We start from the raw sequence: 23,257 nt of genomic DNA on the forward strand, positions 1-23,257 counted from the left end.
GACGAGGACCCGCCCATGCGACTGCAACGAACCCTGGCCAGCACGGCCATCCTGCTGGCCCTGGGCCTGACCCTTGGTGGCTGCAAGCCCGGCCAGGCCGATGCCCAGGCCGCCAGCACGCTGAAGATCGCCTTCTTCAGCGACAACACTCAACTGGTCAGCATCGACCCCTTCCAGGTCTACTGGATCGAACACCGAGTGGTCCTGCGCAACGTGGTCGAAGCCCTGACCGACCAGGACCCGCAAAGCGGCCAGATCATTCCCTGGCTGGCGCAAAGCTGGGAGATCAGTCCCGACGCCCGCGAGTACACCTTCCACCTGCGCCAGGGCGTGACCTTCAGCAACGGCGAGGTGTTCGATGCCCAGGCCGTGAAGACCGCCTTCGACAGCAACAAGGCCTTCGCCACGGAACTGCCGAGCGCCTTCGGCGCCACCTACCTGGCCGGCTACGACCATGCCGAGATCCTCGACCCCTACACCATCAAGCTGGTGCTGAAGACACCCAACGCCGGCTTCCTCCAGGCCACCTCAACCACCAACCTGTCGATCCTCGCCCCCGAGTCCTACCGCAAGAGCGTCAAGGAGCGCTCCCTCGGCGCGGTGATCGGCACCGGGCCGTTCAAGATCGACCACTACACCCCGGAAAGCGGCCTGCGCCTGGTGCGTCGCGAAGGCTATGCCTGGGCCTCGGCCAACGTGCAGAACAAGGGTGACGCGCACCTGTCCGCCATCGAGGTCAGCTATATCCCCGAGGAAAGCGTGCGCAACGGCCTGTTCCTGCAGGGCAAGGTGGATATCCTCTGGCCGCGGGTGCCGTTCTCCGAGGTCGACCTGCAACTGCTGCAGCGCAATGCCGCGACCATTCAGAGCCGCTCCCTGCCGGGACCGGCCTGGAACCTCTATCCCAACACGCGCAACCAGCGCATCCTCGCCGACCACCAGGTGCGCCTGGCCGTGCAGAAGGCCATCGACCGCAAGAGCTACGCGAGCACGGTGTACAGCGCCGCGTTTCCGGTGGTCGACGGGGTGTACGACGTCACCACGCCGTACTTCCGCAGCCAGGGCGACAAGCTCGCCTACGACCCGCAAGGCGCGGCGCAGCTGCTGGACAGCGCCGGCTGGCGCCTGGGCCCGGACAACTACCGCTACAAGGACGGCAAGCGCCTGACCCTGGTCTACAGCCTGGCCGGCAAGGAAACCCCCGGCGATGTGCTGATCCAGGACCAACTGCGCAAGGTCGGCATCGATCTCAAGCTGCGGGTGCAGACCACCGCCGAGTGGGCCGCGGGCAACGCCGCCGGCAACTACGACCTGACCTACACCTACATGACCCGCGCCGACCCGATCGTCCTGCAGACCATCCTCGACCCGCGCAGCGCCAACAGCTCGACCCTGGCCACCAACAGCTACGCCCCGGCCGTGCTGCCCCAGGCCCAGGGCCTGTTCGACGCCGGCCTGACCGCCACCACCCCAGGCCAGCGCGCCGATGCCTACGGCCAGCTGCAGGACCTGCTGATCGACCAGGGCTCGGCGATCCCGGTGTACGAGCGGGTGTGGCAGGCGGCGACGTCGCCACGGGTGCAGAACTTCCGCTGGAGCGCCGAAGGCTTCGCCTTCCTCAACGACATCGAGGTCAAGCCATGAGCCGCTATCTGCTCGGCCGCATCGCCCAGGCCGCGCTGGTGCTGTGGGGCGCGTACAGCATCACCTACTTCATCCTCTATCTGCTGCCGGGGGATCCGCTGAGCATCATGCTCAGCGCCTCGGGCATGGAGATTGACGCGCTGTCGCCTGAGCAACTGGCCCAGGCGCGCAGCTACTACGGGCTCGACCAAGGCTTGATCGAACGCTACCTCGACCTGCTGCTGGGCGTGTTGCAGGGTGATCTCGGCCAGTCGCTGACGCTGAACCGCCCGGTCACCGAGATCCTCGCCGAACGCCTGCCGCAGACCCTGAGCCTGGCCGGGCTGGCCATCCTCCTGTCGCTGGTCGGCGGGGTCGGCCTGGCCTACCTGGCGGCCTACGTGCGCTGGCAACCGCTCAAGGTGTTCCTCGCCCGCCTGCCGGCCCTGGGCTTCGCCGTGCCGGTGTTCTGGATGGGGCTGCTGCTGATCCAGGTGTTCGCCTTCGGCCTGGGCTGGTTCCCGGCCACCGGCAGCGTCGGCTTCGACAGCCTGGTGCTGCCGGCGGTGACCCTGGCCATCCCCAGCGCCGCGGTGTACGCCCAGGTGCTGCAACGGGGCTTTCAGGACGTCTGGCGCGAGCCCTATATCGCCACCGCCTGGGCCAAGGGCCTGAGCCGTGCCCAGGTCCAGGCGCGCCATGCGTTTCGCAATGCCGCCCTGCCGCTGCTGACCCTGGTCGGCCTGCAGGTGGGCAACACCGTGTCCGGCGCGGTGCTGGTGGAAACCATCTTCGCCCGCAACGGCGTCGGCCGCCTGGTCCAGGAAGCCGTGCTGCGCCAGGACATTCCCCTGGTGCTGGCGGTGGTTGCGGTGTCCGCCGCCGCCTTCGTGCTGGTCAACCTGCTGGTGGACCTGCTCTATCCGATCCTCGACCCGCGCATCACCCATGCGCCCAAGGTGACCTGAGATGACCGTCCTGCACCGCCCTCTTGCCCGTGCCCTGCCCGCAGCCGACGCCTGGCGTCCGCGCCGCCGCCTGCAACGCCTGCTCGACCAGGCCGCGCCGCTGCTACGCCGGCCCGGTTTCGTGGTCGCCCTGCTGCTGGTGCTGTTCACTCTGGTCGCCGCGCTGGCGCCGTGGCTGTTCACCCAGGTCGATCCCTACGCCACGCAGCCCTCGGCGAAGCTGCTGCCGCCCAGCCTGAGCCACTGGTTCGGCACCGACGAGCTGGGCCGCGACCTGTATACCCGGGTGCTGTACGGCGCGCGCCTGTCGGTGGAAGCGGCCCTGCTCGCAGTGGGTCTGGCGCTGGTCAGCGGCCTTGGCCTGGGCATCGTCTCGGGCTTTGTCGGCGGCCGTGTGGATGCGCTGATCATGCGCCTGGTGGACGTGCTGCTGGCCTTGCCCGGCCTGCTGCTGGCCCTGGCCATCGTCACCGCCATCGGCTTCGGCACCATTCCGGTGGCCATTGCCGTGGGTGTCGGCATCATTCCCGGCTTCGCCCGCACCACCCGCGCCGAGGTTTTGCGGATCAAGACCCTGCCCTATGTCGAGGCGGCCCGCCTGGGCGGCGCCAGCTGGGGCCGCACCCTGCTGCGCCATGTGCTGCCCAACGCCTGGGGCCCGGTGGCGGTGCTCGCCACCCTGGATGTCGGCGCGGCGATCCTCGCCACCGCCGGCCTCAGCTTCCTCGGCTTCGGTGCCGCGCCGCCGGCGGCGGAATGGGGCACGCTGATCGCCAACGGCCGCCACTTCCTTATCACCGCGCCCTGGGTCTCGCTGCTGCCGGGGCTGTTCCTGGTGCTGGTGGTGTTCAGCCTCAACCATATCGCCCGGACCTTCGAAGAGGTGCAACGATGAGCCGCCTGATCGATGTCCACGACCTGCGGGTCAGCTACTACAGCGGCGGCCGCGTGACCGAGGCGGTACGTGGCGTCAGCTTTCACCTGGAACCCGGCGAGACCCTGGCCATCGTTGGCGAATCCGGCTCCGGCAAGACCACCCTGGCCAGTGCCCTGCTCGGCCTGCTGCCGGTGACGGCGCGGATCGACGGTGGCCGCCTGGCCGTCGCCGGGCAAGACATCAGCCATGCCAGCGAACGGGCCAAGCAGCGCCTGCGCGGGCGGGTGGTCGGCCTGGTGCCCCAGGACCCGATGGTCAGCCTCAACCCGACCCTGAGCATCGGCAAGCAGATCGGCGAAAGCCTGGTGCTGCGCCATGGCAAGCGTTATCCGGGGCTGGATGCCGATGTGCTGGAGTTGCTGGAGCAGGTCGGCATCGACAACCCGGCCCTGCGCGCGGTGCAGTACCCCCATGAGCTCTCCGGCGGCATGCGCCAGCGCGTGCTGATCGCCATCGCTTTGGCCGGCGAGCCGCAGCTGATCATCGCCGACGAGCCCACCAGCGCCCTCGACGTCACGGTGCAGAAGCGCATCCTCGATCACCTGGAGCAACTGGTGAAGGCCCGGGGCATCGCCCTGGTGATCATCACCCACGACCTCGGCGTGGCCGCCGACCGGGCCGACCGGGTACTGGTGATGCGCCAGGGCGAAGTGGTGGAAAGCGGCGTGGCGCGGGACGTGCTGTCGGCTCCCGGCCATGCCTATACCCGTGAGCTGCTGGCCGCCGCACCGGCCTTTGGCGAGACGCCGCGGCCTTTGCCGGTTGACATTGAAGGGCGCCAGCCGCTGCTCAGCTTCGACGGCGTGGGCAAGGTCTTCAGCCTGCCCCAGGGCCGCAGCTTCCAGGCGCTGCAGGACCTCAGCCTGGAGGTTTACCCCGCGCAGACCCTGGCCATCGTCGGCGAGTCGGGCTCGGGCAAGAGCACCAGCCTGCGCCTGGCCCTCGGCCTGGAACAACCGAGCAGCGGCCAGGTGCGCTTTGCCGGGCAGGATATCGGCAGGCTGAGCTGGAAGCAGTTCAGGCCGCTGCGCCAACGCATGCAACTGGTGCAGCAGAACCCCTTCGCCGCCCTCGACCCGCGGTTCAGCATCTACCAGAGCGTGGTCGAGCCGCTGGTGTCGTTCGGCTTGCTCAAGGGGCGTGAGCTGGAGCAGGCAGCGCGCCGGCTGATGGAGCAGGTGCAGTTGCCGGCGAGTTACCTGGATCGGCTGCCGCGGGAGCTGTCCGGCGGCCAGCGCCAGCGCGTGGCGATCGCCCGGGCCCTGGCGTTGCAGCCGGACCTGCTGTTGCTGGACGAGCCGGTGTCGGCGCTGGATGTGTCGGTGCAGGCGCAGATCCTCGACCTGCTGCGCGAGCTGCAGGCGGAGCTGGGGGTGGCGTATGTGCTGGTGTCCCATGACCTGGCGGTGGTGGCCAGCCTGGCGCACCAGGTGGTGGTGCTGAAGCAGGGGCAGGTGGTGGAACAGGGGGAGGCACGGCAGGTGCTGGAGCAGCCGCGGGAGCTTTATACCCGGGAGTTGCTGGAGGCGGTGCCGGGGCGCAGGCTGGCAGTGGCCTGATTCTCTGGCGATCTTGCGGGCCTCATCGCGGGTAAACCCGCTCCCACCTGGATCTGTGTGGGAGCGGGTTTACCCGCGATAGGGCCCGGAAGACCAACAAAAAATCCCGGCCTGATGGCCGGGATTTTCATGTCCGCACAAACCCTTATTTGATGACGCCACAGGCAAACCGCGCCGCCCCGCCACCCAGCGGTGCCGGATGATCGGAATGGTTGTCGCCGCCGACATGGATCATCAGCGCATGCCCCTTCAGGTCATCCAGCTTCTTGATCTTCGGCGCCAGTACCGGCTGCGCCGCCTTGCCGTCGGCAGTCACCAGCAGCGCCGGCAGGTCGCCCATGTGGCCGGCGTCATCCCACGGGAAGCTGTGCTTGCCGGTGTTCTGCGGATCCCAGTGGCCACCGGCTCCACCCGCCGGCACCGGCTTGCCATCGGCCTCGGTGGACGCGCAGCTCGGGTTGGCGTGGACGTGGAAACCATGCACGCCCGGCGCCACGCCGCTCAGCTCGGGAGTGAAGACCGCACCGTACTTGCTCTCGGTGATGGTGACGAAACCGACGCTCTTGCCCTCGCCTTGGGCGGTGGCTTCCTTGAGTTCGACCTTGAGCGAATCGGCAGCCTGCACTGCGGCACTGGCACACAGGGCAACTGACAGGGCAATCCACTTTTTCATGAGACACGTTCCTTATATCGCGGAGAAATCGGTTGTAGAGCTTAGACAAAAGCCGGCACGGCTTCGAATGAAAATCACTCTCGGAAACATAAGGCAACGGCTCCATAAGGCAAATTCCGGGCGTGCGCCACAGGAAGCCCTTACGGAGGCGCAAATCATGGCACTATGACGCCATTCATGGGGCCAGGACCGATATGAGCTTCTTCCACCGCTTGTTCACCTTTCGCCAGCGGGACACTCGCACGCCCCTGGAAGACTTCCTCACCGAATTGCTCGCCGAATGGCTGCGGCAGGCCACGGTCGCCGGCAAGATCGAGCACGTCCTCGGCAGTCTGTTCAAGCAGCCCCCTGAAGGACTGCCAGACGCGGCCGGCTGCGCCAGCCTGGTCTGGGAAACCCAGCACGTCATCGGTCCCGGCCACCGCGGCGAAGGCAAGCGTCCCGACCTCGTCGGTCGCGGCGAAGGTTTTCTCTTCATCATCGAGAACAAGATCGCCGCCGGCTTCACGCGCCACTCTGACGATGACGGCGAGATCGACCAGTTGAATCTGTATGACACGTACCTGCGTGAACGCAACGAACCCCGCGGGGGAATCGTCCTGCTGACCCAGTACACGCTCCCCCCGGATGGCTGGGACCAGCGCACGCTGTATTGGAGTGCCGTGGAAAAATACATGCGGGACTTCCTTGCAAACGATGGCGGCACAACTGGCTCCACCTTGCACTACATCACCCGCCAACTGATGCTATTTCTCGGAGAACACGGCATGAACGGTACCCGAATCGCCTTGGAGGACATCACCGTCTATCCGGCGTACCAGCGCCTGATGCAAGGTCTGTCCAATCTCGGCCGGATCGCCTCGAATCGGCTGAGCATCGAGCTGCCTGCCGCCGGCCTGCAGGTGCTCAAAGCCCCCCGGGGCGGCAGCAACGGTGAGTTCGTCTGGCCACACTTCCACGGAGGGATCCTGAGCAATGGCGGTATCCGCTGCTACGATGCCCAGTTCATTCTCTGGAGTGGCGTGGTGGCAGGCGAGGTCTACGAACACCTGAAACCCGCTACAGAAGGCATACCAGATCTGTCAGTGGGATTTGGCCTGTGGGTCTGGGACCAGGCCCAGGCGGGTGAGGAAATACTGAAGGAGGTCCTTGCCGCCTTGAACAAGCGCACGCCAACGCCCTGGACGCTGGAGCCGCATCCTCGCGAGAAATACGGCCCGATCTATCTGATCTCCGCCCGGCGTTCGCTGGTCGATCTGCACGTCCAGGCCAATGGCGGCGACCTCGACGACAGCGCGGCCGACTTCTTCGAGATCCATTGCCGGGCGCTGACAGCCGTGCTGAGCCACACCCTTTCGGATGGCAACAGCCGGGAAAGCTGCTTGCTGAAGCTGGCCCAGGCTTCCGCGGAGCCAGCCAGCACTGTCGAGGTCGACCAGGCGCCGGCCTGAACGACGCGGACACCAGGCCCGTCCCGCGGGCCTGCGACACTTTGTCAGCCGGGTGGACGTGACTCGATCGATGCGCTCCGAGTCAGTTCAAGGATGTAGTTGCATCCGCAGATAAACACAACAAATGCCGGCAGACCCCTCATGCACCCCGAACGCACCGCCTTGCACAACGAGCTGCACGCCCGCCCGTCGCTGTATTTCGACGCCCCGGCGCATGTCTTCCACCTCGCCTTCATCGGCGGCCAGCGCGACTGCGACGCCCTGCTCCGGCGTTGCTGCCCGCAGGCCGACACCGACGCGGTGCAGGGCATCACCCGTTTCGACGGCTGCCCGTTCAAGTGGGAGCGGCACTCGGAGTTCTTCACCCTGACCCTGGTTCGTCCTGCTGCCTGCGACGCGCCAGACTGGAGCGAACTGCCAGCCGCCCTGGCCGAGGCCATCGCGCCGTACCGCGAACGGATGATCAATGCCATGCAGGTGCTGGTGCGCGAGGAAGCCGGGCTGCAACTGGCCCGCCATGGCTTCAAGGACCCCGCCGGGTCCAGCGTCGGCGGCGGCGATGCCGTGGTGTGGAGCGATTTCCGCCTCGATGAGCAGGGCAACAACCGCCTGCTGTTCGTCAACCGCCGGCTCAACGCCTACCGCCTGGGACGGATGATCCGCCGCCTGCTGGAGATCGAGACCTACCGCATGATGGCCTCGCTGGCCCTGAGCACGGCCAAGGCCCTGGCGCCGCAGCTGGACGGCTTCGACCGCAGCCTGGTCAAGCTGTCCGAGCGCAATGCCGGCGCCAGTGGCGTGCAGGCCAAGGTGCTGCTGGAGGATATCGCCGAGCTGTCGCGCCAGGTGGTGGCCGGTACGGTGAAGAGCCGGCATCGCTTCAGCGCCACCCAGGCCTATGCGCAGCTGGTGTTCGAGCGCCTGGCGGAGCTGCGCGAAGGGCATGTGGACGATTGCCAGCGCCTGGGGGTGTTCATCGAGCGGCGCTTCAAGCCCACCGTGCGTTACTGCGCCGCCACCGAGCAGCGCCTGGACCATCTGGCCAAGGGCGTGGCCAATCTCGGCGACCTGTTGCAGGCGCGGGTGCAGGTGGAGATGGAGGAGCAGAACGCGGAGATCCTGCGCAGCCTGAATGCCCGGGCGGAATCGCAGGTCAAGATCCAGCGGGCGGTGGAAGGCCTGTCGATCATTGCGATCACCTACTACCTGCTGAGCCTGTTCAAGCTGTTGTATGCGGGGCTGGATACCCTGGTGGGGCTGGCGCCGGTGGCGGGATTGATCCTGGGGGTGATCCTGTTGCGGATCAGGAAGGCCAAGCAGCATTGAGATTTCAAGGCTGCTGGAAAACCCTGCGGGAGCTGGCAAGCCAGCTATCAAAGAACACCGCATGACTCATTGATTCAGCGGGGACTTGTGGGAGCGGGTTTACCCGCGATGGCGTCGGTGAATTCACTATCGCAATCGCGGGTGAACCCGCTCCCACAGGGTCCACGTGGCTCTCAGACCTGTTATCTGCGCGACAGCGCAGCTCGCGCAGGACACACAGTCTCAGGCCATCAGGCAGCCTGCTTGAGCGCCCGCTGGTGCACGATCACACCGATCAGCGCCACGACGATCGCCGCGATACCGGTGGACACCACCAGCACCTGGTACTCCTCGACGAACGCCATGGTCACCAGGCAACCGACGATGAACACGATGCTCAGGTAGGTCAGCCACGGGAACAGCCACATCTTCAGGCGGATCTGCTTGCCTTCGGCTTCCAGCTTGCGGCGCATCTTCAACTGCGAGCAGGCGATCACCAGGTACACCAGCATGGCGATCATGCCGGTGGTGTTCATCAGCGTGTCCAGCACGTCCTTCGGACGCAGGGCTTCGCTGAAGTTGATCAGGGCGCAGAAGATCGCGATCGAGCACGAGCCGATGATGGCGAACACCGGTACGCCGGTGCCGGCACGGGTCATCTTGAAGATCGCCGGGGCATCGCCACGCTGGGCCAGGGAGAACAGCATGCGCGAGGCGGTGTAGTGAGCCGAGATCAGGCAGCTGCTGACCGAGGTCAGGACCACGAAGTTCATCACGAACTCGGCGCCCGGGATACCCAGCAGTTCCAGGGTCCGACGGTACGAACCGTAGCCGGAGGTGCCCATCAGCGGGTCGTTCCACGGCACCAGGCAGACGATCAGGAAGATCGAGCCGATGTAGAACAGGCAGACGCGCCATACCACCGAGTTGGTCGCCTTGACGATCTGGCCGGCCGGGTCCTTGGACTCGGAAGCGGCGATGGTGACGATTTCCGCACCGAGGAAGGCGAACATCGCACCGAGCATGGCCACCACCACCGACTCGATGCCGTTGGGCATGAAGCCGCCGTGGGCGGTCAGGTTGGCCATGCCGCTGACCTCACCGACAGGCCACAGGTTCATCACCGCCGCAGCACAGACCACCAGGAAGCAGACGATCGCCACCACCTTGATCAGGGCGAACCAGAACTCGAACTCGCCGTAGTGCTTGACGTTGAAGAAGTTCACGCAGATCAGCGCCAGGGTCGCCATCAACACGAATTCGTTGATGCTCACCGAGGGGAACCAGCCGTGCAGGATCTTGCCGGCGACATAGGCTTCCCAGGCCATCAGGATCACCCAGTAGCCCCAGTACAGCCAGCCGATGGTGAAACCGGCCCAGCGGCCGATGGCGCGCTCGGCGTAGGTGGAGAAGGAGCCGGTGTCCGGCGAGGACGTCGCCATCTCGCCCAGCATGCGCATGACCAGCACCACCAGGATGCCGCCGGCCAGGTAGGCCAGTACCGCGGCCGGGCCTGCGCTGTGGATCACGCTGCCGGAACCGACGAACAGCGCGCCGCCGATGACCCCGGCGATCGACATCATGGTCAGGTGGCGTGATTTGAGCGAAGCCGCCAGCTTGCTCTCGTGCTCGGACTTCGTTGCCGAAGCCGATGTGGATGTTGCGTCCATCAGTGGTCTACCCCGTGTTCTTTTTATCCAAGGAAACTCGACAGGGGCGTGACATGACGTCGCGCCCCCTGTTGCATCAGCTGCTCTGATTTGACGTGCGCGCCACCGCCCCGACCGACGAACGGTCGAACGCCGGGCAGGCGTATCGCGCCCAGGCTCGTCCGCTAAGCCTGGGAAGTACTGCGAGGAATCAGCGGGTGAAATGCACGGCCGGGCCGGGCATCAGGGGTTCATGGTTCGACGAGCGGTTGTTCATGAAGCTTCACGGCTTTGATCTAGCGGTAACTGATACCTAATGTAAAAATGTCCGGCCTCAAGAGCCATGCACAGTGCCGACTAATCTTCACTGCACTGTACAGGCCGCCAATGCAATACAGCGCAGGCGCGGCCGGCACCATGCTCACCCAAGGCACAGCTTCCACATGTTCGAACTACGCCCCGACGCCTCGCCCCCGCTGGTGAACCAGATCATCAACGGCCTGCGCGAAGCGATCGAGAACCAGACCCTCAAGCCCGGCGCCAAGGTCCCGTCGATCCGCGCCTTCGCCGCGACCTATTCGGTGAGTACCTTCACCGTGGTCGAGGCCTACGACCGCCTGGTGGCCCAGGGTCTGCTGGTCAGCCGCGGCACGGCCGGCTTCTTCGTCAACCGCGCCGCCGGCGACCTGCTCGACGCCCAGGCCAGCGAGCCGGACACGGCCAAGCCGGCGTTCAACTCCGAGTGGTACCTGCAGCAGATCTTCGAAAGCCGGCAACTGGCGTTCAAGCCCGGCTGCGGCTGGCTGCCCAACGACTGGATGTTCGAGGACGGCCTGCGCCGCGGCTTGCGCCAGGTGGCCAGCAGCGTCCTGGAACTGAGCGGCTACGGCGATCCCATGGGCCTGGCCGAACTGCGCACCCTGACCGCGCAGAACCTGCAGCAGGACCTGCGCATCGTCGTCCCGCCGAACCAGCTGATGCTCACCCACGGCGCCAGCCAGGCCCTGGACCTGGCGGTGCGGACCCTGGTCCGTCCCGGCGACGTGGTGCTGGTGGACGACCCTGGTTATCCCAACCTGATGAGCATCCTGCGCTTCCAGGGCGCGACCCTGGTGGGGGTGCCGCGCACGCCCAACGGCTACGACCTGGACCATCTGGAAAACCTGCTGGCCGAGCACCGTCCGACGGTGTTCTTCACCCAGCCGCACCTGCACAGCCCGACCTGCACCCGCACGCCGCTGGTGCAACTGCACCGCCTGCTGCAACTGGCGACCCGGCACGGCTTCCGCCTGGTGGAGAACAACCTCTACGCCGACATGATCGAAGAACCCCTGCCCTGCCTGACCAGCCTCGACCACCTGCAGCAGGTGGTGTATGTCGGCAGCTACTCGAAGAGCATCTCGCCCAACGTGCGGGTCGGCTACATGCTGGCCAACCCGGAGCTGATGCAGCAGTTGCTGCAACTGAAGATGCGCTCGGGCCTGACCACCTCCCAGGTGATGGAACGGGTGGTGTATGCGGCGATCACCGACGGTCGCTGGCGCAAGCACCTCAAGCGCCTGCGCCAGCGCCTGGCCGAGGCGCACCAGGAAGTGGGCCGGCAACTGGCGCGGCTCGGTTTCGAGCGCTTCATCGAGGGCGACGAAGGCATGTACATCTGGACCCGCCACCCGGCCATCGCCGACAGCGCGGCGCTGCTCGACGACGCGCTGGACCAGGGCATCATGCTCGGCCCCGGGCAGTTGTTCATGGTCGATGCCCAGGCTACCGGCTGGATGCGCTTCAACGTGGCGTTCAGTACCGACCCGGCACTCTGGGAGCAACTGGAGAAGCTGCTGGTCAAGCATGTGCGGGCGGGTAAGGACCGTTAGCGCCCGGAAATGGTCTACCGTTGCCCGATACCCGGCACCAAGGACCACCATGTCCCGCTACAACCGCACCACCACCGCCCTCGGCATGGCCGCCCTGATCGCGGCTTCGGCCCTGCTCGGCCTGCCCTACTGGCGCGAGGATTTCGCCCTTGCCGACCTCAGCACCGGTGCCGGCCAGTGGCACCACGAACGGCTCAAGGACGGCAGCCAGCTGACCCTCCACGCCAACTCCTCCGTTGCCCTGCAGTTCGACGACGATCACTGCCTGATCCGCCTGCTCTCCGGCCAGGTCCTGGTGCAAGCCAGCGCCGCCCCGCTGCAGGTGAGCACCCCGCAGGCCCTGCTCGAAACCCATGACGCCCGCGTCGTCATCGAACGCCTGGACGGCAGCACCCGGGTCAGCCAGCTCGCCGGCAACAGCCGCATCGCCGACCGGCTGACCCTGGAGGCAGGGCAGCAGGTACAGCTGACCGAGCACGGCATCGACCCCGTGCGACCGCTGGACGCCACGGCCATGGAGCAGGCCTGGAGCCCCGGGGCAGAAAAAGGTCGAATGTCCGCACCCGGAGCAACGCGCTAGGCTCAGCGAACCAAAAAGAAAGACAGAGGCCGGGTTCATGACCAGCAGTACATTCAAGGATCATTTCTCCAGCGGCTCGGCTGGCTATGCGGCCTACCGCCCGGGCTACCCCCTGGAACTGATCGACGAACTCACCAGCATCAGCCCCGGCACCGGCCGGGCCCTGGATTGCGGCTGCGGTACCGGGCAACTCTCGGTCCTGCTGGCCGAACGCTTCGACGAGGTGATCGCCACCGACGCCAGCGCCGCGCAGATCGCCGCCGCCGAACCCCGCGAAGGCGTGGTCTACCGTACCGCCCCGGCCGAAAGCAGCGGCCTGCGTGACGCCAGCGTCGACCTCATCACCGTGGCCCAGGCCGCGCACTGGCTGGACCTCGATGCCTTCTACGCCGAAGCCCGGCGCATCGCCCGGCCGCAGGCGGCCATCGCCCTGATCACCTACGGCGTGCTGCACCTGGACGGCGAGCTGGATCGTCATCTGCAGCAGTTCTACTACCAGACCATCGCGCCCTACTGGCCGCCGGAGCGCCGCCATGTCGAGACCGGCTACCGCGACCTGCCCTTCCCGTTCACGGCAAGCGAGGTGCCGCCGCAGGTGATCGAAATGCGCTGGACCCTGCCGCAGTTGATCGGCTACCTGAACACCTGGTCGGCAGTGAAGGCAGCGGAGCGGGCCCTGGGCAGCAACCCGGTGGACACCGTGGCGCAGCAGCTCGCCGAGGAATGGGGCGATCCGCAGGCACGCCGGCTGGTGACCTGGCCACTGACCATTCGGGCGGGGCGGATTCGCGAGTAACCCGCCCGGTCTTCAAGGCTGCAAAAATCCCTTTGCCAGCGCGGAACCATTTGCTGCGCCCGATACTCGGAACGTGATTCCCGCCAATACTGGCAAAGCGCCCAACCTGTTTTCATGCTTCAGCGCTACTATCCAAGAGCCGGTGCACTCGCGAACCGGCCCCATTTCCCAGGAGCGACACCCGATGGCAGCACTCAATTCCAGCACGCTCGAAGCTATTCAGGTCCAGCGCCAGCAACTCCTCGACACATGGGCCCGCGACCTGGAAGCCAGCGGCGCCACGCGCAACCTCAAGGAACAGGACCTGCAGCAGCAGACCAACGACTTCCTCCACCTGCTGATCAACGGCCTGGAAAACGAAGCCGGTGGCAATATCGCCGGAGGCGGCTGGGACGACGCCCGCCTGTTCCTGGAAAAGCTGTCGCAGAGCCGTGCCCTGCTCGGCCATGACTCGCACCAGACCGCCAACTTCATCTTCGCCCTCAAGGGCCCGCTGTTCGGCCTCCTGCAACAGCACTACCGCGACCAGCCCGCGCAACTGGCCGAACAGCTCTGGGAAATCTCCGAACTGCTCGACGCCCTCGGCATGCACACCATCCGCACCTACCAGAAGTCCCGCGAGGCGGTGATCAAGCGCCAGCAGGAAGAACTGCTGGAACTGTCGACCCCGGTGGTCAAGCTGTGGGACGGCATCCTCGCCCTGCCGATGATCGGCACCCTCGACTCGCAACGCACCCAGGTGGTGATGGAGTCGCTGCTGCAACGCATCGTCGACACCGGTGCGGAAATCGCCATCATCGACATCACCGGTGTCCCCACCGTCGATACCCTGGTGGCCCAGCACCTGCTCAAGACCGTCACCGCCATCCGCCTGATGGGCGCCGACTGCATCATCAGCGGCGTGCGTCCGCAGATCGCCCAGACCATCGTGCACCTGGGCCTCGACCTGCAGGGCGTGACCACCAAGGCCAACCTCGCCGATGCCCTGAAACTCGCGCTGTCGCGCATCGGCGTCAACCTGGTCAAGCCGGTGTGACGCCATGGAACGCATTCCTATCCTGCAAATGGGCGACTACCTGCTGGTGACCATCCAGGTCGACATGCACGACCAGCTTGCCCTGACCCTCCAGGAAGACCTCGCCGACCGCATCAGCCGCACGTCGGCCAAGGGCGTGCTGATCGATATCTCGGCGCTGGACATGGTCGATTCCTTTATTGGCCGGATGATCGGCACCATCTCCGGGCTGTCCAGGATCATGGACGCCCAGACCGTACTCGTGGGCATGCAGCCCTCGGTGGCGATCACCCTCGTGGAACTGGGCCTGACCCTGCCCGGTGTCATGACCGCGCTCAATGTCGAGCGCGGCATGCAGAAGCTTCGCAAACAGGTGGAATCCTCATGAACCTGCGCAGCAGCGGTACCCAGGCCGTTCGCCTGGAACAGGACGTGGTCCTGGCCCGGCAGACGGCGCGCAAGCTCGCCACTGAATGTGGCATGCGCCTGATCGACCAGACCAAGCTGGTCACGGCGGTCAGCGAGCTGGCGCGCAACACCGTGGTCTACGGCGGTGGCGGCGACATGGACTGGCAGGTGCTCGACGATATCGGCCGCGTCGGACTGCGCCTGAGCTTCCGCGACAAGGGCCCCGGCATTCCCGACATCAAGCTGGCCATGACCGACGGCTGGACCTCCGGCGGCGGCCTCGGCCTTGGCCTGACCGGGGCCAAGCGCCTGGTGGACGAGTTCGACCTGCAAACCGCGCCCGGCGAGGGTACCTGCGTGACGATTACCCGATGGACCTGAGAGTGACCGGATCGCCCACCCAGGTGCTGGCGATCGAAGACGTTTCGCAGATCGGCCATGCCCGCCGCACCGCGCAGAAGCTCGCCCAGCAACACGGTTTCAACGAGACCGATGCCGGGCGGGTGGCGCTGGTGGCCACCGAGCTTGCGAGCAATATCCTCAAGCATGCCGGGCGCGGCGAGATGCACCTGCGGGTGCTGCCGCGGCCCGGACAGGCCGGTATCGAGCTGCTGGCGGTGGACCGTGCCGGCGGCTTCGATGCCGGGACCTGCCTGGTCGACGGCTATTCCACCGGCGGAACCCAGGGCATCGGCCTGGGCGCAGTGCTGCGCCAGGCCGATGTCTTCGACCTGCATGCCGACGAACGTGGCACGGTACTGCTGGCGCGCTTCCAGGCCAGCGGCGACCGTGCCGCCGACCTGCGTTTCGGGGTCAGCCAGCATTCCCTGCACGACGATCCGCACTGTGGCGACAGCTGGGCCCTGGCGGTCAGCGGCGGCTCTGTCAGCGCCCTGCTGGTGGACGGCCTCGGCCATGGCGAGGAGGCTGAGCAGGCCGCCCACGCCGGGCGCGCGGCATTCGTCGCGGCGCCGTTCAGTGCTCCGCACCTGCTGATGGAAGACCTGCACCAGGCGATGAAGGCCAGCCGCGGCGGTGCCGTGGCCATCGCCCGCTTCGACGCCCGCCAGGACCGCCTCGACTACGCCGGCATCGGCAATATCAGCGCCAGCCTGGTGACCCCGGAAAAGACCCGCGGCCTGACCTCCCATCCGGGCATCGTCGGCGCGCAATACCGGAAGATCCAGACCTTCGACTATGCTCCCGTGAACGCGAACCTGTTGATCCTGCACAGCGATGGCCTGCAATCGCGCTGGAACCTGCGCGACTATCCCGGCCTGGTCCAGCGCCACCCGGCGGTGATCGCCACGGTGCTGCACCGCGACTTCAGCCGCGGCCGCGACGACGTGACCGTTCTGGTGACCGGCCTGGAGGCCATCGATGACTGACCTGACCACCCTCACCGCCGAGCAGCGCAGCCTGTTCGAGCGCCTGAGCGGCGAAAACGACGCGCTGCGCGCCGAGCTGGAAGAAACCAACCAAGGCGTGCTGGCGCTGTACTCGGAGCTGGACACCCAGGCCGAGCAACTGCGCCAGGCCTCGGACCTGAAAAGTCGCTTCCTGTCCTACATGAGCCACGAGTTCCGCACCCCGCTGGGCTCGATCCTGAGTATCACCAGCCTGCTCGCCGACGAGCTGGACGGTCCCCTCAGCCCCGAGCAGCACAAGCAGGTGGCCTTCGTCAGCAACGCCACCCGAGAACTCAGCGACATGGTCGACGACCTGCTCGACCTGGCCAAGATCGAGGCCGGGCGCATCACCATCTCCCCTGGCTGGTTCGACATGCTCGACCTGTTCGCCGCCCTGCGCGGCATGTTCCGGCCGATCGTCAACAGCGCCGATGTCGACCTGATCTTCGAGGAACCGTCGGGCCTGCCGCGGCTGTACACCGACGACAAGAAGCTGGCGCAGATCCTGCGCAACTTCATCTCCAACTCGCTGAAGTTCACCACCACCGGCGAAGTGCGGGTGTCGGCCAGCCTCGAAGGCAACGACCGGATCCGCTTCGCCGTCAGCGACACCGGCATCGGCATCGCGCCGGAGCTGCACGACAGCCTGTTCGAGGACTTCTCCCAGGTCGACTCGCCGCTGCAGAAGCGCCTGCGTGGCACTGGCCTCGGCCTGTCGCTGTGCAAGCGCTTCGCCGCCCTGCTCGGGGGCGAGGTCGGGGTGTGCAGCGAACCCGGGGTCGGCTCGACCTTTTTCGTGATCATCCCGCTGGCCGTGGCCACGGAGGCCGCCGATGAAGCGTGACCTGCAGCTGTTGATCGTCGACGACAACGTCGCCACCCGCTACGCCCTGCGCCGCCGCCTCGACCGCCACGGCTACAACGTGCTGGAAGCCGGCACCGGTGGCGAGGGCCTGGCGCTGATCGAGCTGGGGCATATCGACGCGCTGATCCTCGACGTCAACCTGCCGGACATGAGCGGCTTCGATATCGTCCGCAAGCTGCGCGCCGACCCGCGCACCGCGCTGCTGCCGGTGATCCACGTGTCGGCGGCGTCGATCCAGACCGGCGACATCATCACCGGCCTCGACGCCGGTGCCGACGCCTACCTGATCCACCCCATCGACCCCGACGTGCTGCTGGCCACCCTGCGCACCCAGTTGCGGGTGCGCGACGCGGAAAACGCCCTGCGCGAGAGCGAGGCGCGCTTCCGCGAGATATTCAGCAATGTCTCGGCGCCGATCGCGGTGCTCGACGCCAACCTCAGCATCCATGAATGCAACCATGCCTTTACCCAGTTGCTCGAAGGCGGCGACGACCCGCAGACGGTGCGCGAGTGCCTGGCAGACAACGACGCCCAGGTGATCGGCGAGCTGCGCCTGCGCCTGGCCGATGGCGAGCGCTGGAAAGGCACGCTGAACATGCGGGTCAAGGGCGAGCGGCGCGAGACCGAATGGCAGATCTCGCCCTACCGCACCCCCGGATCGAGCCTGGTGTTCGTCGAGGACGTCACCGAGCATCGCCACCGCGAGCGCTCGCACCAGGCCCAGCTGGACGATGCCAACACCCAACTGGCCAAGGAAGTCGCGGAACGCGCGCGCACCGAGGCGCAACTGCTGCAGGTGCAGAAGATGGACGCCCTGGGCAAGCTCACCGGCGGCATCGCCCACGACTTCAACAACCTGCTCACCGGGATCATCACCAGCCTCGAACTGATCCGCAAACAGGTCGACAAACAGGCCTCGGGCAAGCTCCAGCTGTACGCCGACGCTGCGCTCAACTCCGCCACCAGCGCCGCCTCGCTGACCCACCGCCTGCTCGCCTTCGCCCGCCAGCAGCCGCTGGACACCCGCCCGGTGGACGTCAACGAGCATGTGCGCTCGCTGGAAGACCTGGTGATCCGCACCATCGGCGAACGCATCGCCCTGACCCTGGAACTGACCAACCAGCCGGCCATCGCCCTGGTCGACCCGGTGCAGCTGGAAAGCGCCGTGCTCAACCTGGTGATCAATGCCCGCGACGCCCTGCCCCAGGGCGGGCATATCTGGATCACCACCTATGCCGCGTATTCCCGGGGCAATCCGAAGCTGCAGGATGGTGCCTATGTCTCACTGTCGGTGCGCGACGACGGCGTCGGCATCGAGCACAGCGTGATCGACAAGGTCTTCGAACCCTTCTTCACCACCAAGCCGCTGGGCCAGGGCACGGGCCTGGGGCTGTCGACCATCTACGGCTTCGCCCGCCAGTCCGGCGGCGACGCGCATATCCGCAGCGTCGTCGGGCGCGGCACCGAGGTGACCCTGGTCCTGCCCGCCGGCGCCGACGGCGCGCACAGGCCACCCGAGCCACAAGGCAGTGGCGACGCCCAGGGCCATGGCGAACACATTCTCATCGTCGAGGACATGCCGTCGGTGCGCTTGTTCGTCAGCGAAGTGCTGATCGACGCCGGCTACCGCTGCACCACGGTGGAAAGCATCGAGCAGGCGCTGGAACAGTTGCAGCAGGACGGCTCGATCGAGCTGCTGCTGACCGATGTCGGCCTGCCGCGCATGAGTGGCCGCGAGCTGGCGGACGTCGCCCGGGGCTGGCGCGCCGGGCTGCCGATCCTGTTCATGACCGGCTACGCGCAGACCGCGTTGAACCGCCAGGCCTTCCTCGCCCCGGGGATGGACATGCTGTTCAAGCCATTCCAGATCGGCGAGTTGCTGGACAAGGTGCGGCGGGCGCTGGATGGCGGCGTGGCGGCGACCTCCAGCCCCTGACCCTCAAGACCGGGGATTCATCACTCCTCGCGCAATCCCGGCTCCTCCAGCAACCACCCGCGGAACGCCTCCAACGCCGGCAACGCCTGGTTGCGCGGTGGGTACACCAGGTAGTAGCCCCGGGCACTGGCATGCGCCGGCAACGGACTCACCAGCGTGCCCTCCGCCAGCTCGTCGGCAATCAGGATCCTCGGCACCAGGCCGATGCCGATATCCGCCCGCACCGCCTGGATCAGGTGCGAGGTCAGCTCGAAGCTCGGCCCCAGGCGCATCGACTGCAGCGCCACGCCCTGGTGGGAAAACCAGTCGCCCCAGGCATTGGCGTTGTTGGCCACGCTGAGCAGGGTCTGCCCGGCGATGTCCTGCGCCGTCCACACCTCGCGCGAGGTCGCCAGCGCCGGCGAGAGGATCACCAGCAGTTCCTCGGCATGCAGGCGATGGCTGACCAGCCCCGCTTGCTCGCCGCTGGCGACGACGATGGCGGCATCGATGCCGCTGGTGGCGAAATCCACCGGTTCGATCCGCGAGTTGATATGCACCAGCACCTCGGGATGGCGGCGATAGAACTCGTGCAGGCGCGGCAGCAACCATTTCGAACCGAAGGTCGGCAGTGTCGCCAGCCGCAGGCTGCCGCCCCCCCCGTGGTGGGCGATGGCATGCAGGGTGGCACTGCGGATCCGGCCCAGGGCCTCGCTGATCTCGCGCTGGTACAGGCGCCCCACTTCGGTGAGCTTGACCGTGCGCCCCTCGCGGCGAAACAGGATCACCCCCAGTTGCTGCTCCAGGGTCTGCACCTGGCGACTCACCGCGCTCTGGGTCAGGGACAGTTCTTCGGCGGCGCGGGTGTAGCTTTCATGCCGCGCGGCGGCCTCGAAGGCCAGGAGCAACGACATCGATGGGGTGAGATTGCGGTAATTCATTCATAAAACTCATCAAAGGCTGCGCCATTTTCCGTTTGTGCCGGCTGCGACACTACGGAATCATTGGCATCATCCACCATCTGGCCAAAGGATGACCATACATCCAGGTCAAGTATTCATGATTAGCCGCCATTATCACGAGGCCATCCACCGATGATCGCCCAACTCCCGGTCGCCGCCCCCGCCGCCGACTACACCGCCTTCCTCGATGCCCTGCGCGCCGCCGGTTTCCGTGGCCAGTTCAGCGCCGACTACGGTACCCGCACCGTGCTCGCCACCGACAACTCCATCTACCAGCGCCTGCCGCAGGCCGCGGTATTCCCGCTGGATGCCGACGACGTGGCCAAGGTTGCCACGCTGATGGCCGAGCCGCGCTTTCGCCAGATCAAGCTGACGCCGCGCGGCGGTGGCACCGGCACCAACGGCCAGTCGCTGACCGACGGCATCGTCGTCGACCTGTCGCGGCACATGAACCAGATCCTCGAAATCAACGTCGAGGAACGCTGGGTGCGGGTCCAGGCCGGGGTGGTCAAGGACCAACTCAACGCCGCGCTCAAGCCGCACGGGCTGTTCTTCGCGCCGGAGCTGTCGACCTCCAACCGCGCCACCGTCGGCGGCATGATCAACACCGATGCCAGCGGCCAGGGCAGTTGCACCTACGGCAAGACCCGCGACCACGTGCTGGAGCTGCACAGCGTGCTGCTGGGCGGCGAACGCCTGCACAGCCTGCCGGTGGACGACGCTACCCTGGACGCCGCCTGCGCCCTGCCCGGCAGGGTCGGTGAGGTCTATCGCATGGCCCGGGAGATCCAGGAAACCCAGGGCGAACTGATCGAAAGCACCTTCCCCAAGCTCAACCGCTGCCTGACCGGCTACGACCTGGCGCACCTGCGCGACGACGCCGGGCGCTTCAACCTCAACAGCGTGCTGTGCGGCGCCGAAGGCTCGCTGGGCTACGTGGTGGAAGCCAAGCTCAACGTGCTGCCGATCCCGAAATACGCCGTGCTGGTCAACGTCCGCTACAGCAGCTTCATGGACGCCCTGCGCGACGCCAATGCCTTGATGGCGCACAAGCCGCTGTCGATCGAGACGGTGGACTCTAGGGTGCTGATGCTGGCGATGCAGGACATCGTCTGGCACAGCGTCGCCGAATACTTCCCGGCCGATCCCGGGAAACCGACCCTGGGCATCAACCTCGTCGAGTTCTGCGGCGACCAGCCGGACGAAGTCAACGCCCGGGTCGCGGCGTTCATCCAGCACCTGCAGGGCGACCAGAGCGTCGAACGCCTCGGCCATACCCTGGCCGAAGGCTCGGCGGCGGTGACCAGGGTCTACACCATGCGCAAGCGCTCGGTGGGCCTGCTGGGCAACGTCGAGGGCGAGGTGCGTCCGCAGCCGTTCGTCGAAGACACCGCGGTGCCACCGGAAGCGCTGGCTGACTATATCGCCGAGTTCCGCGCCCTGCTGGACGGCTACGGCCTGACCTACGGCATGTTCGGCCATGTCGATGCCGGCGTGCTCCACGTGCGCCCGGCGCTAGACATGAAGGACCCGGCCCAGGCCGCGCTGGTCAAGCCCATCTCCGACGCCGTCGCCGCCCTCACCCAGCGCTACGGCGGCCTGCTCTGGGGCGAGCACGGCAAGGGCCTGCGTTCGGAATACGTGCCGGACTACTTCGGTGCCCTGTACCCCGCGCTGCAACGCCTGAAAGGCGCGTTCGACCCGCACAACCAGCTCAACCCGGGCAAGATCTGCACCCCGCCGGACAGCGCCGAGGGCCTGATCAAGGTCAACGAGGCGCCACTGCGTGGCGAGCATGACCGGCAGATCGACGAGCGCGTATGGCAGAGCTTCGGCAGCGCGGTGCACTGCAACGGCAACGGCGCCTGTTACAACTACGACCCCGACGACGCCATGTGCCCGTCGTGGAAGGCCACGCGCCAGCGCCAGCACTCGCCCAAGGGCCGTGCCTCGCTGATCCGCGAATGGCTGCGCCTGCAGGGTGCGGCGAACGTCGACGTGCTCAAGCCGAATGGCGTCTCCTGGCTCAAGGGCCTGCCACAGCGCCTGCGCAATGTGCGCGCGCAGAAGCAGGGCCAGGCCGACTTTTCCCATGAGGTCTACGACGCCATGGCCGGCTGCCTGGCGTGCAAGTCGTGCGCCGGGCAGTGCCCGATCAAGGTCAACGTGCCGGACTTCCGCTCGCGCTTCCTGGAGCTGTACCACAACCGCTACCAGCGCCCGCTGCGCGATTACCTGATCGGCTCGCTGGAGTTCACCATTCCCTACCTGGCCCATGCGCCGGGCCTGTACAACGCGGTGATGGGATCGAAGTTCGTCGGTGGCCTGCTGGCCGAGCGCATCGGCATGGTCGACAGCCCGTTGATCAGCCGCTTCAACTTCCAGGCCACGCTCAAGCGCTGCGGCGTACGCGCGGCCAGCGTCCCGGCCCTGCGCGAGCTGACCCCGGCACAGCGCGAGCGCAGCATCGTGCTGGTGCAGGACGCCTTTACCCGCTACTTCGAAACGCCGCTGCTGGCGTCGTTCATCGACCTCGCCTACCGCCTCGGGCACAAGGTCTTCCTTGCTCCCTACAGCGCCAATGGCAAGCCACTGCACGTCCAGGGCTTCCTCGGCGCCTTTGCCAAGGCCGCGGTGCGCAACGGCACCCAGCTCAAGGCCCTGGCCGATTGCGGCGTGCCGCTGGTGGGGCTGGACCCGGCGATGACCCTGGTGTATCGCCAGGAATACCAGAAGGTGCCGGGCCTGGAAGGCAGCCCGAAAGTGCTGCTGCCGCAGGAATGGCTGGTGGACGTGCTGCCGGAGCAGGCTGGCAAGGGCGGCAGCTTCCGCCTGCTGGCCCACTGCACCGAGAAGACCAACGTACCGGCCAGTACCAAGCAGTGGGAACAGGTGTTCTCGCGCCTGGGCCTGAAGCTGGTGACCGAAGCCACCGGCTGCTGCGGGATGTCCGGCACCTACGGTCACGAGGCGCGCAACCAGGAGACGTCGAAGACCATCTTCGAACAGTCCTGGGCGGGCAAGCTGGACAAGGACGGTGAGCCGCTGGCCACCGGGTACTCGTGCCGCAGCCAGGTGAAGCGCATGGCCGAGCGCAAGCTGCGGCATCCGTTGGAGGTGGTGTTGCAGGCGGTGATCGGCTGACAACCCTGAGAACGATGCGGGCCCTGTGGGAGCGGGTTTACCCGCGATTGCGGTAGTGGGGGGACAGGCCGCCAACCCGGGGAAACCCCGCCCCCCACCGCGCCGACGCGCGTGTAGGGGGTGGTTT

General features: G+C 66.7%; 19 protein-coding genes. 16 read left to right on the forward strand and 3 right to left on the reverse strand.

Annotated features, from left to right (window positions below; translation table 11 throughout):
* The first annotated feature begins 15 nt into the window (after positions 1–15).
* From V0R59_RS15295 to V0R59_RS15310, 4 genes are read left to right on the forward strand one after another with little or no spacing between them, the layout of a single operon-like run.
* A complete protein-coding gene (locus V0R59_RS15295; RefSeq protein WP_330078146.1) occupies positions 16–1,644 on the forward strand; it encodes an ABC transporter substrate-binding protein in 1,629 nt (542 codons plus the stop codon).
* A complete protein-coding gene (locus tag V0R59_RS15300; protein ID WP_330078147.1) occupies positions 1,641–2,591 on the forward strand; it encodes an ABC transporter permease in 951 nt (316 codons plus the stop codon). The genes V0R59_RS15295 and V0R59_RS15300 overlap by 4 nt, the downstream gene beginning before the upstream one ends.
* A 1-nt stretch (position 2,592) precedes the next feature.
* On the forward strand, positions 2,593–3,486 hold the full coding sequence (locus V0R59_RS15305; RefSeq protein ID WP_330078148.1) for an ABC transporter permease: 894 nt from the start codon (positions 2,593–2,595) through the stop codon (positions 3,484–3,486).
* A complete protein-coding gene (locus V0R59_RS15310) occupies positions 3,483–5,087 on the forward strand; it encodes an ABC transporter ATP-binding protein (RefSeq protein ID WP_330078149.1) in 1,605 nt (534 codons plus the stop codon). The genes V0R59_RS15305 and V0R59_RS15310 overlap by 4 nt, the downstream gene beginning before the upstream one ends.
* A gap of 145 nt (positions 5,088–5,232) precedes the next feature.
* Here V0R59_RS15310 and sodC read toward each other — a convergent pair whose 3' ends face one another.
* Entirely contained in the window at positions 5,233–5,760 is a 528-nt protein-coding gene (sodC, locus tag V0R59_RS15315) for a superoxide dismutase [Cu-Zn] SodC (protein WP_330078150.1), read from the reverse strand.
* Between the two features lie 194 nt (positions 5,761–5,954).
* Here sodC and V0R59_RS15320 point away from each other — a divergent pair, with 194 nt between their 5' ends.
* Both V0R59_RS15320 and V0R59_RS15325 read left to right on the forward strand, forming a co-directional pair.
* Positions 5,955–7,211 (forward strand): hypothetical protein, encoded by a 1,257-nt coding sequence (locus V0R59_RS15320; RefSeq protein ID WP_330078151.1) that lies wholly within the window; start codon positions 5,955–5,957, stop codon positions 7,209–7,211.
* Between the two features lie 141 nt (positions 7,212–7,352).
* Entirely contained in the window at positions 7,353–8,537 is a 1,185-nt protein-coding gene (locus V0R59_RS15325) for a DUF3422 domain-containing protein (RefSeq protein ID WP_330078152.1), read from the forward strand.
* A gap of 230 nt (positions 8,538–8,767) precedes the next feature.
* Here V0R59_RS15325 and V0R59_RS15330 read toward each other — a convergent pair whose 3' ends face one another.
* Entirely contained in the window at positions 8,768–10,186 is a 1,419-nt protein-coding gene (locus tag V0R59_RS15330) for an amino acid permease (protein ID WP_330078153.1), read from the reverse strand.
* Between the two features lie 422 nt (positions 10,187–10,608).
* Between V0R59_RS15330 and V0R59_RS15335 the strand changes: the two genes are divergently transcribed.
* The 9 genes from V0R59_RS15335 to V0R59_RS15375 all read left to right on the forward strand — a co-directional run bounded on the left by V0R59_RS15335 (position 10,609) and on the right by V0R59_RS15375 (position 19,045).
* The gene (locus tag V0R59_RS15335) at positions 10,609–12,036 is read left to right on the forward strand and encodes an aminotransferase-like domain-containing protein (protein WP_330078154.1); all 1,428 of its coding nucleotides are present in this window, start codon (positions 10,609–10,611) and stop codon (positions 12,034–12,036) included.
* Between the two features lie 49 nt (positions 12,037–12,085).
* Positions 12,086–12,616, forward strand: a complete 531-nt coding sequence (locus tag V0R59_RS15340) for a FecR domain-containing protein (RefSeq protein WP_330078155.1) — start codon at positions 12,086–12,088, stop codon at positions 12,614–12,616.
* A gap of 37 nt (positions 12,617–12,653) precedes the next feature.
* Positions 12,654–13,412 (forward strand): class I SAM-dependent methyltransferase, encoded by a 759-nt coding sequence (locus tag V0R59_RS15345; protein WP_330078156.1) that lies wholly within the window; start codon positions 12,654–12,656, stop codon positions 13,410–13,412.
* Positions 13,413–13,596: 184 nt separating this feature from the next.
* A complete protein-coding gene (locus V0R59_RS15350) occupies positions 13,597–14,448 on the forward strand; it encodes an STAS domain-containing protein (protein WP_330078157.1) in 852 nt (283 codons plus the stop codon).
* 4 nt (positions 14,449–14,452) lie between these two features.
* Complete coding sequence (locus V0R59_RS15355) at positions 14,453–14,815, forward strand: STAS domain-containing protein (RefSeq protein ID WP_330078158.1); 363 nt, start codon at positions 14,453–14,455, stop codon at positions 14,813–14,815.
* Positions 14,812–15,216 (forward strand): anti-sigma regulatory factor, encoded by a 405-nt coding sequence (locus V0R59_RS15360; RefSeq protein WP_330078159.1) that lies wholly within the window; start codon positions 14,812–14,814, stop codon positions 15,214–15,216. The genes V0R59_RS15355 and V0R59_RS15360 overlap by 4 nt, the downstream gene beginning before the upstream one ends.
* Complete coding sequence (locus V0R59_RS15365) at positions 15,207–16,223, forward strand: ATP-binding protein (protein ID WP_375547421.1); 1,017 nt, start codon at positions 15,207–15,209, stop codon at positions 16,221–16,223. The genes V0R59_RS15360 and V0R59_RS15365 overlap by 10 nt, the downstream gene beginning before the upstream one ends.
* Positions 16,216–17,088, forward strand: a complete 873-nt coding sequence (locus tag V0R59_RS15370; RefSeq protein WP_330078160.1) for a sensor histidine kinase — start codon at positions 16,216–16,218, stop codon at positions 17,086–17,088. The genes V0R59_RS15365 and V0R59_RS15370 overlap by 8 nt, the downstream gene beginning before the upstream one ends.
* Positions 17,078–19,045, forward strand: coding sequence for a response regulator (locus tag V0R59_RS15375; RefSeq protein ID WP_330078161.1), 1,968 nt, complete (start codon positions 17,078–17,080; stop codon positions 19,043–19,045). The genes V0R59_RS15370 and V0R59_RS15375 overlap by 11 nt, the downstream gene beginning before the upstream one ends.
* Before the next feature lie 20 nt (positions 19,046–19,065).
* Here V0R59_RS15375 and V0R59_RS15380 read toward each other — a convergent pair whose 3' ends face one another.
* A complete protein-coding gene (locus V0R59_RS15380; protein ID WP_330078162.1) occupies positions 19,066–19,965 on the reverse strand; it encodes a LysR substrate-binding domain-containing protein in 900 nt (299 codons plus the stop codon).
* A 153-nt stretch (positions 19,966–20,118) separates the two neighbouring features.
* Here V0R59_RS15380 and ydiJ point away from each other — a divergent pair, with 153 nt between their 5' ends.
* Complete coding sequence (gene ydiJ / locus V0R59_RS15385) at positions 20,119–23,130, forward strand: D-2-hydroxyglutarate dehydrogenase YdiJ (RefSeq protein ID WP_330078163.1); 3,012 nt, start codon at positions 20,119–20,121, stop codon at positions 23,128–23,130.
* Positions 23,131–23,257: the final 127 nt, after the last annotated feature.

The organism is Pseudomonas ulcerans, assembly GCF_036324125.1.
Lineage (GTDB): Bacteria > Pseudomonadota > Gammaproteobacteria > Pseudomonadales > Pseudomonadaceae > Aquipseudomonas > Aquipseudomonas ulcerans.